At 61.9% G+C, this 16,168-nt stretch carries 9 protein-coding genes and 1 tRNA gene; 3 read left to right on the top strand and 7 right to left on the bottom strand.

Going from position 1 to position 16,168, the window contains the following annotated elements:
* Positions 1-96: 96 nt before the first annotated feature.
* Positions 97-1,917 (bottom strand): AsmA family protein, encoded by a 1,821-nt coding sequence (locus ACT53S_RS03135; protein WP_476065873.1) that lies wholly within the window; start codon positions 1,915-1,917, stop codon positions 97-99.
* A 216-nt stretch (positions 1,918-2,133) separates the two neighbouring features.
* Here ACT53S_RS03135 and ACT53S_RS03130 point away from each other — a divergent pair, with 216 nt between their 5' ends.
* Positions 2,134-4,083 (top strand): acetoacetate--CoA ligase, encoded by a 1,950-nt coding sequence (locus ACT53S_RS03130; protein WP_476065872.1) that lies wholly within the window; start codon positions 2,134-2,136, stop codon positions 4,081-4,083.
* A 242-nt stretch (positions 4,084-4,325) separates the two neighbouring features.
* Here ACT53S_RS03130 and ACT53S_RS03125 read toward each other — a convergent pair whose 3' ends face one another.
* The 3 genes from ACT53S_RS03125 to ACT53S_RS03115 form a co-directional block, all read right to left on the bottom strand.
* A complete protein-coding gene (locus ACT53S_RS03125; RefSeq protein WP_476066624.1) occupies positions 4,326-5,924 on the bottom strand; it encodes an ABC transporter permease in 1,599 nt (532 codons plus the stop codon).
* Positions 5,925-6,075: 151 nt separating this feature from the next.
* Positions 6,076-6,735: a LysE family translocator gene (locus ACT53S_RS03120; protein ID WP_476065871.1), complete on the bottom strand. Its 660-nt coding sequence runs from the start codon at positions 6,733-6,735 to the stop codon at positions 6,076-6,078.
* Between the two features lie 137 nt (positions 6,736-6,872).
* Entirely contained in the window at positions 6,873-10,826 is a 3,954-nt protein-coding gene (locus tag ACT53S_RS03115; protein ID WP_476065870.1) for an ATP-binding protein, read from the bottom strand.
* A 234-nt stretch (positions 10,827-11,060) separates the two neighbouring features.
* Between ACT53S_RS03115 and ACT53S_RS03110 the strand changes: the two genes are divergently transcribed.
* Together ACT53S_RS03110 and ACT53S_RS03105 are read left to right on the top strand one after the other, a co-directional pair.
* Positions 11,061-11,498 carry a phasin gene (locus ACT53S_RS03110; protein WP_113377246.1) on the top strand — a complete coding sequence of 146 codons (438 nt, stop codon included), beginning with the start codon at positions 11,061-11,063 and terminating at the stop codon, positions 11,496-11,498.
* 161 nt (positions 11,499-11,659) lie between these two features.
* Positions 11,660-11,736 (top strand) — tRNA-His (locus ACT53S_RS03105).
* A gap of 63 nt (positions 11,737-11,799) precedes the next feature.
* On the opposite strand, the gene ACT53S_RS03100 is transcribed toward ACT53S_RS03105, so the two are convergent.
* From ACT53S_RS03100 to ACT53S_RS03090, 3 genes are all read right to left on the bottom strand, one after another.
* Positions 11,800-12,675 (bottom strand): LysR family transcriptional regulator, encoded by an 876-nt coding sequence (locus ACT53S_RS03100; protein WP_476065869.1) that lies wholly within the window; start codon positions 12,673-12,675, stop codon positions 11,800-11,802.
* A 382-nt stretch (positions 12,676-13,057) separates the two neighbouring features.
* Positions 13,058-15,529, bottom strand: a complete 2,472-nt coding sequence (locus ACT53S_RS03095) for a methyl-accepting chemotaxis protein (RefSeq protein WP_476065868.1) — start codon at positions 15,527-15,529, stop codon at positions 13,058-13,060.
* 364 nt (positions 15,530-15,893) lie between these two features.
* On the bottom strand, positions 15,894-16,046 hold the full coding sequence (locus tag ACT53S_RS03090) for a hypothetical protein (RefSeq protein WP_476065867.1): 153 nt from the start codon (positions 16,044-16,046) through the stop codon (positions 15,894-15,896).
* Between the last annotated feature and the right edge of the window lie 122 nt (positions 16,047-16,168).

Raw genomic sequence — 16,168 nt, 5'->3', positions numbered from 1 at the left:
CTGCACCGTCCGCGCCCCCAGACGTTCATCGATTCGACACATAGTAGCGTGTGCAGGGCCGATGTGAACTGTCCAGAAGGCGCAAAACCCTGCAGTTTATGGGGTTTTGACCGTCGGGTACGGGATCGGCGATATTACCGGATCGGCAAAGCCACCGCCCGTGAAGAAACGGACGTCACTCGACACCGACCCGGCTGAGGGCGAGGACAACTCGCCGATCATCGCCAGCGCCCTGCGGCTATAGGGAATGATGCCGGAGAAAGACAGCGTCTGATCGGACCCGACGAAATTGCAACGCTCGATCTCTGCGGATCCGTCTGCGAAACGCACGGACATGTCGAAGCGTTCGAAATCGAACTTGCCGGCACCTGCCGCACTCAACTGGAAGTAAGACCGGTCGAGCGCAAGGCGCCTGATCCCGTCCGGATCGAAGCCTTGCAGCTGCCCCTCGTTGGCCGAGACCCGAAGGGTTCCCGACATGGTCTCGACATTGCGGCGCCAGCCAGACCCGGTCAGGCGGGCATTGAGATCGATGGTGCCGGTTCCAGTGACAACGGGCCCCTCGAGAGCGAGCCCCTTGGCCAGATCACCGAGGCGGGCGCCGCCGATCATGACCGCGAGTTCCGCGCCTTCACTGAAGCCGTCGCCGCTCCCGCTGATCCGGGCACTGAGCGAGCCGCCGAGGAATTCGCTGTCGGCGATCACCAGCTTCAGCTGGTCACCACGGCCGATCAGGCTCGCGCCGACATCGGCCAGTTCGAAAGGTGCCAAGGTTGCGGTAGCCGCCGAGAGGCGCAGATCGAAATCGAGCCAGCGGGTGAGGCTCGGCAGACGGACGTCCGCGCGGTCGCCGATCTCGATCGACAGCGACTGCAGCAGGTTCTCAAGGTCGAGTTGGTCCAGCGCCAGCGTTCCGCTCAAGATCGGCCGGCTGTCTGGCGCTCGCCTGAGGGCCATGAAACCCTGCCCCTTGCCGTCATTTATCCCGAAACTGAGATCTTCCAGACGCCACTCATCCGCGGCCTTGATCAGCCGGGTCTTCAGCGAGGCCTTCTTCCAGCTCTCGGTGCCGGCGACCCGCAATCGGGCGAGCGCCGAGACCGCCGGGACATCCGTCAACGAAAGCTCGATGTCACTGCTGCCCGCAAAACCATGGCGCAGGTTCACGACACCGGCAAACTTGCCCGCCATGCCTGGTATTTCCGAAGAGGCCTTGATGAAGGAATCTTGGCCACCAATCAGAAGCAGCGGTGCGCCTGTCTCCAGCTTGAGGGTGACGGGAACTCCCTTGTAGACGAGAGTGGCCGTGCCTGAGAGCGCGGCCGAAAGCCGAGGCCAGTCGACTTCGGCGTTGACGCCGCGTGCCTCGAACTGACGGCCGCTCGCCGCATCGACGAGCAGAATGCTTCCATCGATGACTTCAACCGAACCCACGTCGGCATCAGCATCGGCATCGATCTGCTGCCCGTCAGTGCCGTTCGGCATAACCGAACGGACAGCTTCGCTGAGGCGGCCCTCGTTGCTCCAATCCAGTCCACCGTCGACGCCCCGTTCGATGCGGATCGTCGGACGGACGAATTCGAATGCGTTGAAGCGCGGTTCACCGACCAGGGCGGAGATCAGGCTGAAACTGGCGGACAAGGCTTGGATTTCGCCGAGGACCTGACGGGACGTGCCATCGTCCCTGCTCACGGTGATCCCGGTCAGCGTCACTTGCGGCGCGGGCCAGAAGGTCAGTTCGGAAACTCCGTCGATCGTGACATCGTGCCCGGTCCAGCGGGAAACGGCCGAGGCGAGTGCGGAGCGAACCAAGGCGCTGGAAACAAGATGGGGAGCCGCCAACCGCAACCCGATGAATCCGAGAACGAGGACCACAATCGGGACGACGATGAGCTTGAGCAGCCGGCGCAACTTCATTCTGCGCGCTTCTCCATCATCGTGTCGCGAGGGGCGATCGGCTTCTGACATTCGCTTTCCTTTGTCGGGACTTCAGAACCGGTTGGCGACCTTTCTGCGCGATACAGGATTTGTCCGTCGGCTGCAAATCCAGTTGCTCCAATTCCTGCCGCAAATCCGGCTTCATGTCGCAGTGCAATATGCTATAAGCCTCAGCCATCTGCGGAGGAGAGTTTGATGGAGCAGTCACCCCTTTGGATCCCGTCGGAGCCATTCAAGGCCGCGCAGCCGATGCGCCATTTCATCGATTGGTGTGGCTCGTCCGTCGGCGCCCCTTCACAAGACTATGACACCTTTCACGACTGGTCGATCCGCGAACGCGGAGCGTTCTGGTCGGCTGTCTGGGATTATTGCGGCGTGGTCGGGTCCAAAGGCGGCGTCGCGCTGACGAACGGCGACGACATGCTGAAAGCGCGGTTCTTTCCGCATGCCGAGCTGAATTTTGCAGAGAACCTGCTCGCACATCCCGGCGAAGGCGACGCGCTGATCTTCCGGGGGGAAAACAAGGTTACCGACCGCTGGAGCTGGCAGAGGCTCACCGCGATGGTCTCGCGTCTGCAGCAGGCCATGCAGGCGATGGGAGTAAAGTCCGGCGACCGAATTGCCGCCATGATGCCGAATATGCCGGAAACCGTCGCGCTCATGCTGGCCGCCAGTTCTCTTGGTGCCATCTGGTCGTCCTGCTCGCCGGACTTCGGCGAACAGGGTGTGCTCGATCGCTTCGGTCAGATCGAACCGAGCCTGTTCATTGCCTGTGACGGTTACTGGTACAACGGCAAACGCCAGGATGTGGCCGACAAAGTGGCGGCGGTGGCGGCAAGACTCGCTGTGCCCGTGCTTGTGGTGCCTTACGCCGGAGACGCGTCAGCGCTCATCGAACGGCTCGAAAATGGCAGAAGCCTGGAACAGTACGTCGCGCCTTTCTCCGTGCAGGAGATCATTTATCGACGCCTGCCCTTTGCGCATCCGCTCTATATCCTCTTTTCTTCCGGAACGACCGGCGTTCCCAAGTGCATCGTGCATTCGGCGGGTGGCACCCTCTTGCAGCACCTGAAAGAACACCGGTTTCACTGCGGTCTCGCAGCCGGTGACCGATTGTTCTACTTCACCACCTGCGGCTGGATGATGTGGAACTGGCTTGCCTCCGGTCTCGCCTGCGGCGCCACGCTGTGCCTCTATGACGGCTCGCCCTTTTATCCCGATGGCAATGTGCTGTTCGACTATGCGGCGGAAGAGAAATTTGCGGTTTTCGGAACATCCGCAAAATACATCGACGCCGTGCGCAAGGGTGGGCTGACGCCGAAGACGACGCATGATCTGTCGAGCCTGCGGTTGATGACGTCAACAGGGTCGCCGCTCTCGCCGGAGGGCTTCTCCTTCGTCTACGAAGACATCAAGGACGATATCCAACTGGCGTCCATCTCAGGCGGTACCGACATCGTCTCCTGCTTCGTCCTCGGCAATCCACTGAAGCCCGTCTGGCGCGGAGAGATCCAGGGGCCAGGCCTGGGACTCGCCATCGACGTCTGGAACGATGACGGGCAGCCGGTGCGGGGCGAAAAGGGTGAGTTGGTCTGCACCAAGGCCTTCCCCTCGATGCCCATCATGTTCTGGAACGATCCCGAGGGCGCAAAATATCATGCCGCCTATTTCGAGCGCTTCGACAATGTCTGGTGCCACGGCGATTTCGCCGAATGGACCGAACACGGCGGCATCGTCATCCATGGCCGATCGGATGCCACCCTCAATCCGGGTGGCGTGCGCATCGGGACGGCCGAGATCTACAATCAGGTCGAGCAACTGGACGAAGTCACCGAGGCGATCTGCATCGGACAGGACTTCGAAGACGACGTGCGCGTCATCCTGTTTGTCCGGCTTGTAGACGGTGTCACCTTGGACGAGGCGCTGGACAAGAAGATCAAGGCGAAGATACGGACCGGCGCATCGCCCCGCCACGTACCGGCGAAGATCATTCAGGTTCGTGACATCCCCCGCACCAAATCGGGCAAGATCGTGGAACTCGCGGTGCGTGAAGTGGTGCATGGGCGCCCGGTGAAGAACAAGGAGGCGCTGGCCAATCCGGAAGCGCTTGACCTCTTCGCCAACCTGGCCGAGCTGAAGACCTGACGCGATTGTGTCCCGAATTCTGTCGGCCCAAGAACATACACCTCAATTCTAGGGTATCCGGCATGGGGCGGCGGTAAGGATCTGTTAATTGGGATTTGGCAAGACTGTCGGCAACTTGGAGACGCACAATGATGTGCGGGCAGAGCCGGCTCCGGCTCCGAAGACATGATGTTGATCGCATTCTTCTCCGGTTCGACAGCATCCACTGCGGGCGGCTTCGGCCGCCCATTTTTTTTGCGCTGTCAGCGCGTGTCGTCGAGCGAGCGCGACACCAGCAATACAGGGACCAATCCAGCGAGAATGATGATGATCGCAGCGACGGCGGCATCCTGTGCCATGCCGCGTGAGGCGTCTTCGTAGACGAGGGTCGCGAGCGTATTGAAATTGAAGGGCCGCAGCAGGATCGTGGCGGACAGTTCCTTCAGCGTTTCGATGAACACCAGCAATCCAGCCGTGAGAACCGCCGGGCGAAGGTTGGGCAACAGGACCTGACGCAACGTCTGTGGCCCCGAGCGCCCAAGCGTGCGGGCTGCCATGTCGAGATGCGGGGATAGCTTCTGGAAGCCGGCGTCGATCGTGCCTTCCGCCATGGTGAGGAAGCGGACCGTGTAGGCATAGACGATGGCAAACCCCGTCCCCGACAACAACAAGCCGCTCGACACCCCGAAGACCTGCCGCAGAAAGCCGTCGAAGGCGTTATCGAATGCCGCGAGGGGGATCAGCACTCCGATGCCAAGCACGGTCCCGGGAATGCCGTAGCCGAGTGCGGCGAAGCGGCTGGCGCCGCGCGCCAAGCGGGAACGCTCGGTGCGCGCGGCATAGGCGAGCACGAAAGCAAGCAATACCGTGATCAGCGCTGCCGAGGCGGAAACGAGGGTCGAGTGCCACAGGGCATCGAGCAGCCGGGGTTCGAGGAAATCGCCCATCCGCCGCAGGGCAAAACCACCGAGCACGCTTACCGGCACCACGAAACCGAACAGGATCGGCAAAAGACAAAACACGGCGGCCAAGGCGCCTTTCATGCCCTGCAATCTGAGACGCACGGCATCGGCCACGACAGCCGTCGTCTTGTGGGTGGCAAAGCGCTGCCGCTTGCGCGCGCGACGTTCGACGAAGAGCAGCAAAGCGACGAGAGCGAGCATCACGCAGGCAATCTGCGCGGCACCGGCAAGGCTGCCACGGTTGAGCCACGTGTCGTAGATCGAAAAGGTCAGTGTCTGAACCCCGAGATATTCGACGGCTCCGATGTCGTTCAGCGTTTCCATCATCACGAGCGTCAAGCCGATCATGATCGCTGGTTTGGCCATGGGCACCTGGATCCGGGCGAAGACACGCAAGGGACCGGCGCCTAAGGTACGGGCCACATCAGCGGCCGCACGCCCCTGCATGAGGAACATCGAGCGGCAGGCGAGGTAGATGTAAGGATAGAGAACCGACGACATGACGAGAACGGCGCCGCCGAGAGAACGGATCTCGAAGAATCCATAATCGCGCGAGGAGGTGTAGCCGAAGACTGCACGGTAGAGCGTCTGCACCGGACCGGTGAAATCAAAGAACTCGCCAAAGGCATAGGCGGCGAGGTAGGACGGGATTGCGAGCGGCAGTACGAGAGCCGGCGACAGGAAGCGACGGAAGGGAAAGTCGCAGGCGGCAACGAGCCACGCGGTCCCGATGCCGAAGGCCGCGGTGACCAGACCGGTGAAGAGCAGCAGCCAGAACGTGCGAAGTCCTGCCCTCGGGATGACGTTGGTCATCATGTGTTGCCAGTTGCCCGGATCGGACGACAGGCCGATGACAAAGATCGCGATGATCGGCATCAGCACCACGAGAGCCACGACCATCGCTGCCCGGGTGGCCGTGCCGATACGTGTGCGAACGGGAGTGATCAGGGCGGCGGTGCCCGCGCTTTCGTCTGAGTACAAGCTGTCGGCCCTAGCGGATGCGGAGTGGACTTCCTCTAGCGCAAAGACCGGCCGAAGAAAACCGTGCGGATCATCGCAGGGTCAGACGGGAGGCCGATGATACCGTCTCGGCGGCGAGCCGAAGACCGAGCCCGCCGATCACGAGCGCCGCCAGCCGATCTACCGCAGTCTTCCAGCGCAGGTAGACACGCTGCGAATGTTGTGCAGAAAACGCGAGCGCCACGACGGCATACCAGGCCGCCTCGACCACGAAGATCGCGGGCGGCAGGACGAGCAAAAGGGAAAGTGGCGGCGAAGGCGGCATCAAGGCGGCAAAGATGCTGGCATAAACAACCGCTGTCTTCGGATTGCTGATCTGAGTCACGAAAGCGAGACCAAGACTTCGCAGGGGTGAAGCGCCCGCTCCGGGCTCGTTGCCAACTGCCGCAGAGCCCAACGGAGCCTTCGCGCCCTGCCAGATCCGGATACCGAGATGAACGAGGTAAAGGCCGCCGGCGAATTTCAGCGCCAGATAGAGCCACTCGACCTGTTGAAGGAGCGCAACGAGCCCGAGCAGCGCCAGCGTTGCGAAAAAGGCGCCTCCGAGCCCCATGCCGATGGCCGATGCCAGACCGTGGACGCGGGAATGCGAAATGGAGATGCGGGAGACAAGAACGAAACTCGGCCCCGGGCTCATGGCCCCGATTGCGATTGCAAAGAGAATGCCTGCGAGTACGCCGAGCGTGGTCATGGTCGATTCACCTGGTTCTTCGTGTCATTGCGCGGACACGTTTTGACACGGACCCGATGACTCAAAGCATATCGAGCCTGCGTGCCCCGTCTCAAGCCTCACGATTTGAGGGGCAACTGACCTCGGGTCGCCGGACGTCAATCCGCCAGAACGCGCGGCGACGGAAAGGTCACCTCGACCAGGGTGCCTTCGTTCGGCGTGGACGAAATGGCGAACTGGGCGCGATTGGCATCAACCATGGCTTTGGTCAACGGCAGACCGAGACCCGTCCCGTCCCCGCGATTGCGCGGCGTCCCCGTCGAGACCTGGCGGAAGGGCTTCATTGCCTGCTCCAGTTCGCTTCTCGACATGCCGATACCGGTGTCGCGGATCCGCAGGGTGACGCTGCCATTCGCCTCGTAGGACGTCGATACGATGATCTGCCCGCCAGCCGGTGTATAGCGAATGGCGTTTGCGAGGATGTTGAGCGCGATCTGTTTGATCGAGCGACCATCGGCCACGACATTCGGAACGGCCTGGGACAGGGCGGTGCGGATAATCACACGCTGGCTGTTGGCCTGGGGCTGAACAATCGAAACCGCAGCCTGGACCATATCGTTTAATCCGACAGAGGCGAAATCGAGTTCCATCTCGCCCGCTTCGATCTTTGAGATATCGAGCAGGTCATTGACGATATCGAGGACATGCCGTCCGGAACGCACGATGTCGTGGGCGTATTCGCCGTAGCGCGGGTGACCAACCGGACCGAAGTGCTCATTCGCCATCATATCGGCAAAACCGATGATGGCATTGAGCGGAGTGCGGATCTCGTGGCTGACGCGGGCGAGGAAGTCGGTCTTGTGAGCGTTGGCGGTCTCGGCGGCGCGCTTGGCGTTGCGCAGTTCCTCCTCGGTCCGCTTCCACTGGGTGATGTCCCGGATCACCGCGCAAAACCCATTCGACGAGTTGAGGCGGCCAATGGTCATGAACAGCGGCAAGAAGCCGCCCGAGGCCTCGCGACCGATGACTTCGCGCCCGTCGTTGAGAACGCTCGCCACGCCGTGGCCGGATAGGCCGTTCAGATAGTCGAGGATCGACTTCTGGCTCTCATGGGCAAAGAGCATGACGAAAGGCTTGCCGCGTGTCTCCATGTCATCGAAGTTGAACAGGGCACTCGCGGCCCGGTTCATCGACCGGATGTCGCCGTCCGAATCGAGAATGACAACGCCATCGGTCGCGGTTTCCAGGATCGAGCGCAGTTCATCCACCTCGACCTTGAGGCGCGCCATTTCGGCGGGCTGAGCCTGTTCCGCAGCCGGCGTCTCGCTTCGAATATCGACCTGTTGCGGGCCGGCCGCGGCGTCGCCCGGCTGGGCGATCAAAGCCAGCATCAAGGCGCTTGCTTCGTCAAAGCGGACAGACTGCAGACGGGCTGTGACCGGTACCAGGCGGTCATCGGCACAGACGGCCACGACACGGCCGGACTGGCCGCCGTTCTCGTCCGAATCCTGACGCTGGATCAGCGCATCAAGCCCGCCGACGGCGTCCAGTTCGTCGAGCGAGGCGTATCCGGTCAGTGCAAAGAATTCTGGATTGGCGTGGATGAGCCTGTCGCCAACATGGACCAGAAGGGCGACGGGCATGAGATCGACGATCTCGGCAGTGAGGCAACGGTCGCGACGCGACGGCAGACCGTCGAGCGTGGGCGCCGTCGGAGGCTCAGCCAAGGCTGCGGCTGCAATTTCCGGTTCCAACGGTGTGGGCTCGGCCGGCGCATCGACCCGCGCCGCGTCCTCGGTCGAGGACGCACTGGCGGATGCGGCGGTCGTGTCGGCAGCGGTGATGGGCCCGGACGGCGGAGACATGCTCAGCGCCGGCGGTGGTGCGGATGCGGGATTCAGCGATTCTTCCACGCGCGCGCGAAGACCGAGAGGATCGAGCTTTCGGGCAATCTCGCGGAAAGCTGCCTGTTCGCCCGGGGTCAGGTTCTCGCGGCTGCGGCTCCGGTGCTCTTCGAGCTGGACGATCTTGTCCGGCTGGTTGGGCTTTTGCGGCTGCATGATGCGAAGCACCGGCGGCTCATAGGTATTAGCCGGGCGGGGCCCTTCATCATTCGCCGGCTTGGCGGAGGATGCTGTCTCTGCGTCATTGGCAAGGGGTGAGCCTGCATCGGCCGCCGTGGCGGCGCCGATATCGGAAGCCGCGTCCTGCGAGACGAAAGCTCCATCGTCATCACCCACCACCCAGCGGTCGACGTCATCGAGCTCCGGATGATGCAGTTGCTCTTCTTCGAAATCCTCCGGCGGGTGTTCTTCGCCTTCACGCAGTTCGGACAGGAACTCTTCGAGATCTTCCTCTCGCGAGCTGTCGGACAGATTCTCATCGGCCGGATCGTCTGCAGTTTCAACCGTCGACACGAAGGTCAGACCTGTTGCATTCGGATCTTCCTGAGCATCGGCGGAACGGACGATGCCGAAGCCGCGGAACCCGTCGAAATCCCGGTTGCGGGTATAGGTTGGCAAAGCCGCGAGATCGACGGGCACCACCAGGCTCGTTCCCTCGACCGGCCACAAAATGGTCTTGCCGGACCAGGTGTCGCGCTTCTTCAGAAGCTCGCCGATCTTGCCATCCGGATCGAGGTTGAACAGCGCCGCGAGATCGGAAAAGGCGACGCCATTGATATCTGCGGCCCGAGGACCGACAGCCTGGGCGAATTCCGCGGAGACTTCGCTGAAACGGCCCTCGGCATCGATCTTCCAAACGAAACGGGTGGCACGGCGCCCCGGTTCGAAGACAAAGGGATTGCTCCCATCGGCAACAGGGGTATCGAACATCCGGACCGTGGTCGCGGGCGCGACAGACGACCGGTCGATGGGTGCCTCGGCGCTTTCGGGCGTGGTCGCGACGACCGCATCGGAGGATGCCTTCATCTCGCCAGTCTCTTCGGTCCCCTGTGTCTCAGTTTCCCGCTCCGGCTCCCACAGCTCCGATGCCTCGTGATCGCGGTCTGCGGCGGTGGCTTCAGCCTCTCCGGAAGACGACGGCCCTGCGGCGATTGCGTCGGAACCACTTACACTATCTTCGCCTACCGTATCGCGCGCCTGCTCCGAATCCGCTCCGGTTTCGATGGCGCCACCCTCTGCGGCGAATGTTTCCTGATCCGAACCAGCAAGACCTGCATCGTCTTCCACAACAGGCTCGATCTCTTCGATGGCACCGATTGCCTCGATGACGTCGGAGAAAGCTTCGGGGCTCTCGTTTGCGTCCGGCTCCCGCTCCGGAACGGCATGGCCTCCCGCAGCCGCAGGCACATCTTGATCGTCGGCACGAACCGGCTCGGCGACCGCCTCGACAGGGTCTTCGTCTGCCGCGTCATGCATGTCCGACGATTCGGTCGGTTGCGCGAAATCGTCGCTCGGGTCCATCTGGCCGAGGATGGTCTCCACGGCAAACAGGAGATGCAGCGAAGGATCATCGGAGATTTTACCGATGGCGGCCGGGAGGTAACCACGACCCGTCGGGATGGGGCGCTTCACCAGGCGATCGGCATCAGCCTCGACCAGATTGACCAGCATGCGGGCCGTCTGGGGCGTCACGCCGAGTTTCGAATATTCGGACGAGCCCGCAATCACGGTCCCCTCCCCATCCAACACGGCCATGTGCGTGTCCGGATCATCGAAGCCGCTCATCAGGTCGCGCGCACGCTCATCAACGCCCAAACGCCCCTTGCCGAGGGCGGGCACCGCCAGAAGCACGACGGCTTCACCGGGGCGAATCTCGATTCGCTCTGCAGTCGCCGTCACGGGCACCTTCTGGAAACCGGCAGTCACGCGCAGCATCAGGCTGCGGCTGTCACCGGTCGCCTGCAACTGGCGGGCGACAGCGTCGATCTGGCGGAAGGTGACATCGGCCCGGTCGGGCCCCTCTTCGAGGAAATCGTAGATCGAGGACTGGCCAAAGAATCGGGCGCCCGCACCATTGCACCACAACACCCGCTCCAGCGCCTTCGAAAACAGCACGAGAGCCTCGCCCCGGGCAAGCCTGGGGCGGATCAGATCATGCACGGCGACATCGATGAAAGGGTATTGGGCGGGCATTGCTGAACCTGTCACGTCATGGCCTCGAAAGGCAAATTAACAGATTTTTAATAGCTAGGGAGGGGCTTGGGGTCCAGAAAGTGGCCCTTGTTTCGGTCGATAAGGTTAATCGCCCTGAATCTCCACATGAAGGAATTCTAATTGTGCGTCGCACAATGATATTGCAATGCACAATAATCGGTGCTATATACTCCTCATCAGAGACACAATGAGGGTCCGCAACACCCTCCCCAAAAGAGGAAATGCATCATGACCAAGGATATCTTCTCGTTCTCCAGCTTCGACCCTTCCAAGCTGCAGGAAAGCTTCCGTGACTTCGCCGAAAAGGGCGCCGCGCAGTCGAAGGAAGCCTATGCCAAGATGAAGAGCGCCACCGAAGAAGCCACCAAGACCGTGGAAGCCACCGTGCAGACCGCCCAGGCCGGCACCGTCGAACTGGGCCTCAAGGCAATCGACGCGCTGCGCACCAACACCGAGCATTCGCTCTCGCATCTCGAAGCCCTGCTCGGCGTGAAGTCCGTCGCCGAACTCGTCGAACTGCAGACCTCCTTCATCCGCAAGCAGGCTGAAGTGACGATCGAGCAGGCCAAGGCAATTCAGGAAACCGCCAAGAAGGTTGCCGAATCCGTCGCAAAGCCGGGCAAGGAAGCCGCAGAAAAGGTCGTTTCGACCTTCAAGGCCGCCTGATCCGTCTTCGAGAGACAAGATCCTCCCAGATCAAGGGGCCGGGCTTTCGAGCGCGGCCCTTTTTCATTCAAGCGCATTTTGCATCATCCGCAGAAAGGGCTTGAAAAAAAATCCGACTGCTCGTATGTGACCCCTCGACGGCGTCAGCGACGCGGTCATGTGCGGTTGTAGCTCAGTTGGTTAGAGCGCAGGTTTGTGGCACCTGAGGTCGGAGGTTCGAGACCCCCCAACCGTACCATTTCTCTTCATCTCCATGATATTCACATGTTGGACGCGGCGATGCTGCGTCTTTTTTGTGCTGTCACGCGGTCTTGCTCGGCCGGCGGCCTGCCAGAAGGTCCTTATGGGCGGCAAGCAGTTTTGCCATCCGATCGACGACGGTGCGGATCTCCCGACGATGGCGGTCATCGTTGTTCATGACGATCCACTGGCGGTGACGGAGCGGGCCGATTTCCTCCCCCGTGCGTTCCAGCGTCGGATCGAGATCGCCCACGAAGCAGGGTAGGACAGCCATTCCCGCGCCCGCCCGCACCAGATCGAGCAGCGAGCGCGGACGGTTGACCGTGACGACGATGCGATCCGGCTTGTTTTCATGCGGCCAACGCAGATAGTTCGACACGGCGTTTTCCGTATCCACCGCCAGCCATGGCTCGGCCCCGATCCAATCCCGATTGCGGGCACGATAGGCGGCGTAGGCCACCTCTCCTGCCGCCACTGCGGCGAGATTGGGTTCCTCCGGCTCGAAGGCCCGGATGCCGATATCGCTTTCCCGATGCGCGAGGCGGGCTCGCTGTTCGGCGATGTGCATGTCAATCCTGAAGGGGTCACGCTCGCTGCGAACGGCATGCATGTTCTGCGCCACCAGCCACGCAATCCAGGTGCCGAGGCTGACGCGCACCAAAGCCTGACCGCCGGTTCCGCGGCGCCATTCCTCGACCTTGCGGCTCGCCGCCTCCCACTCGGATAGCTGGTCCAGCAACTGGCCGCCATCCGGCGTCAGGCGATAGCCTGTCTGACTGCGCAGGAAGAGTTCCCGCCCCAGGCGCTGTTCAAGCTCCACCATTCGCCGACCGAGCGTGGCGGGGCTCAGTCCGGTCATCTCAGCCGCTGCCGTCAACCCGCCCTGACGCGCGACGACGATAAAAATTTGGTACGCATCCCAGGCGATGTCTTTCATAGATGAAATAGATAATACATTCAGCGGCGTTTATACAGCCAAATATGAGCGATATTGTCCTCGTATCGCAAAACATCAACGGGAGGACCGATTTCGTGACCGAACCTTCGATAATGATGGCATTCGTCCTGCTGCGCAAAGAACCAAGGATGCGCAGTCTGAGGGATGAGGATGCGTTCTACCGGCAATATTCGGAGCCTCTGTCTCTTCGGCTCCACCGCAAATGGCTCCGTCTCCTTGGATGGATCTCCAGGTCGCGAACCGTCCTTTCCGGGACGATGGTACGGCACGGGACCTGTGTTCAAACGGATCCTTGCTGATCAATGCAGAAGAGCCCGGTAACGACACCGGGCTCTTCTGGTCTTGTTGTGGAACTCTCGGGTCAAGCTGCCCGAGCCGCCCCCTGCCCGCGATCCGCCTCGATGCGGAACTGTTGCAGCAAGTCGCGTAGCGCATCGGTCTGCATCGACAGGTCCTGTGTTGCAGCCGTTGCCTCTTCCACCATGGCGGCGTTCTGCTGGGTCATCTGATCCATGCGGTTGACCGCCCCATTGACCTCCTGCAAGGCGCCAGACTGTTCGCGGCTCGTTGCTGCGATCTTTTCAACGTGGTCGCTGATTGCTGCGATCTGGGTGCCGATGCGGGAGAGGACTTCGCCCGTCTGCTGGACATGGGTCGAGCCGCTCGCCACTTCCGTTGCGGAGCGGTTGATCAGGCTCTTGATCTCCTTGGCCGCATTGGCCGAGCGCTGGGCGAGTTCGCGCACTTCCTGAGCAACGACGGCAAAACCCTTGCCGGCTTCGCCCGCGCGGGCGGCTTCGACGCCTGCGTTGAGGGCCAGAAGATTCGTCTGGAAGGCGATTTCATCAATGACGCCGATGATGTTGGAGATCTGCCGCGAGGCGTCTTCGATCCGGCCCATGGCCGAGATCGCACTGCCGACCACGACGGCGGATTCGTCGGCGTTCTTCTTGGCTTCGCGCACGACACCGTTCACCTGTTCCGCGCGCTCCGAGGAGGAGCGGACGGCCGCCGTGATCTCGTCAACGGCCGCGGCTGTTTCCTCAAGCGAGGCGGCCTGCTGTTCCGTGCGGCGGGCGAGGTCGAGGGCCGACTGCGCCATCTGCCGACCATTGTTCTGGATCTGATCCACGTTGCCGGAGATCTGGTGCATCGTGTCGCGCAGGTGGGCGAGCGAGAGATTGAAATCGGTGCGCAGCTGTTCGAGGCGACCGTGGAAGCGGCCTTCGATCTCGAAGGAGATGTCACCCACCGCAAGACGTTCCAGCGCCTGGGCGAGCTTGCCGACGGCATGCTCGATCTGGCGGTCGAGGGCCTGCTTCTCCTCGTCGTTGCGCCGGCGTTCGGCCTCGGCTTCGATCTGCTCGCGCTGGCGCTCGGCTTCAATCTCGATCTTGCTGCGGGCGTTTGTCTTGAAGACAGCCAGCGCGCGCGCCATGGCGCCAATCTCGTCACCGCGCTTGTCGCCGGCAATACCGGCTTCGAGATCGCCTTCGGCGAGGCGCTGCATGGTGGCGGTGATGTGAGCGATCGGGCGCTGCAGTGTCAGCACAAGGGCAAAACCACCGATGATGGCGAGGATGACACCGGCGATCGTTGTGCCGATCGACAGGCGATTTGCTTCCTGACGCTCGGTGCCGGCCGCATCCTTTTGCAGGTCGGCGAAGGATGTGAGCGATGCCCAGATCGAGTCCATGGTGCGGCTAGCATCGGCAAAGCTCTCGGCACGCGCGGTGCTCGTCTGGACCAAGGTTTCGGAATCGCTGGCGAGTGCTGCGAGGAGCGGCTGGATCGCGGCGGTGAGGCTCTCATAGAAAGCCTTGTCGGCGATGCTGCCGCCGAGCACGACGAGATTGTCACCGACCAGCTTGATCTGGCGCAGCAGCGGCTCGCGAGCCTTTTCGTCCTTGACGGTCAGGAAGTTGGCGGCGACCAGACGCAGGTCGTAGACATCCGACACCAGCATGCGGCTGCCGACCTGCACGTCGTCGGCCTGAACGGCGCCCGTTTCGACGGCGGCGAATTTCTCCACCGACAGGGCGTATTTCTCCTTCGCACCCTGCTCGAGCGTTGCCGCGAACCCACGGAAACGAGCAACGATGGAGCCGAGCGCACGACCGGCATCAAGGCTGGTGTCTCCGGTCGCGATCTGGGTCTTGATTTCACCGATCGCGGCCTGGAACTCCTTGCCCATGGGCTTGAGCTTTGCCGGCAGAGCATTGGCGATCTTGCGCTGGGTCTTGACCAGTTCAGGGATCTGCTTCTGCAGATAGGGGATCTGCGCTTCCGGCAGACCGGCGGCGAAATAGCCGCGGATGAATTCGGAGAGCTGTGAGCCGGCCGCTGCGAGACGGTCAGCCTCGCGCAGCGCCGCCTTGGCGTCACCTTCGCCGCTGACGACGGCGCGCTGCAGCTTCTGCGCTTCGTCGGCCACGCGGATCTGCTGGGCCATCAGGCCTTTCAGATGCTCCTGGATGGCGGCGGCGGTCTCGACCTCCGACTGATGCAACTGCCACAGCGCGTCGATCTTCTGGTTGATCGCTCCAGTTCCGGCAATCGCTTCATCCAGGAAATTGCGGCCCATGCCGCCTTCGCCAATCTCGGCGATATTGTCCTGCAGGGTGGCCTGCTGGGCATCGAGCTGGGAAAGCACGGCGGTGCGGGTCTCTTCGGACGTTTCACCCAGGAAGCGGGTCATTGCTGCGCTGGCCATGCGGAACCCGTTGAGCGAGCGCATGGTACCGTTGGAGATTTCCATGCGCTGCTGCAGCAGACCGGAAGCATAAAGACCCATCAGGCCGACGGCCGTGATGGACAGGACAAAGGGAAGCACGAAGGCGACAACCTTTGTCGAAATTGAAAATCGGGACAAAATCTGATCAATCAAAACACGTCCTCCACGCGGCGGAGACGGGACTCCTCCGACAATTCAATGCCACGCAGACGGGTCTGCGACGACATCACTCCACTCCGTGGACCAGCATGACAGCAAAAGTATCAAGGTGAGGTTAAGCGCTACATTGGCGCAAGGTCAGCTGCGTCGGTTTCTGTGCCGTCGCGGCGCAAACGAGACCGTCTCCACACGAGAACGCCACGTTTCAAGTGTCGACCACGTTTAGTCGAGGTCGATCAGGCGATCCACGGCCAAGTGAATGCACGGGCCGAGGCCCGTTGAGGTCGAATTTCGGGCGTTTGCTTCAGCCGAGGATATAGCCGGCGGCGAGGGTCGCCAACATGCTTGCGGCAAACAGGCTGCTGATGACCAGCGCGCGGAGGGTATTGCGCTCTTCGTCCTGCCGGCGGCTGACGGCGATGGCAATGGCGCGGGGCTTGCGGTTCTCAGAGGTCATCCATGCAATCCTTGAAAAGGTCGTGACGAGAACATGCCTAACGGCTGCCGACCAGACCTCATGTCACGCCCACGGCTGGCGCGCCGGCATTCTGTCAGGATGGCTGAGGCATGTTAACAAGT

This window comes from Allorhizobium sp. DMC15 (genome assembly GCF_056314065.1).
Note: the sequence above shows the minus strand (reverse complement) of the source record. Positions and strands in the feature narration are given on the sequence as shown.

Coding starts and splice junctions, on each gene's coding strand:
- ACT53S_RS03135 (WP_476065873.1), bottom strand. CDS start 1,917: ATGAAGTTGCGCCGGCTGCTCAAGCTCATCGTCGTCCCGATTGTGGTC.
- ACT53S_RS03130 (WP_476065872.1), top strand. CDS start 2,134: ATGGAGCAGTCACCCCTTTGGATCCCGTCGGAGCCATTCAAGGCCGCG.
- ACT53S_RS03125 (WP_476066624.1), bottom strand. CDS start 5,924: ATGGTCGTGGCTCTCGTGGTGCTGATGCCGATCATCGCGATCTTTGTC.
- ACT53S_RS03120 (WP_476065871.1), bottom strand. CDS start 6,735: ATGACCACGCTCGGCGTACTCGCAGGCATTCTCTTTGCAATCGCAATC.
- ACT53S_RS03110 (WP_113377246.1), top strand. CDS start 11,061: ATGACCAAGGATATCTTCTCGTTCTCCAGCTTCGACCCTTCCAAGCTG.
- ACT53S_RS03100 (WP_476065869.1), bottom strand. CDS start 12,675: ATGAAAGACATCGCCTGGGATGCGTACCAAATTTTTATCGTCGTCGCG.
- ACT53S_RS03090 (WP_476065867.1), bottom strand. CDS start 16,046: ATGACCTCTGAGAACCGCAAGCCCCGCGCCATTGCCATCGCCGTCAGC.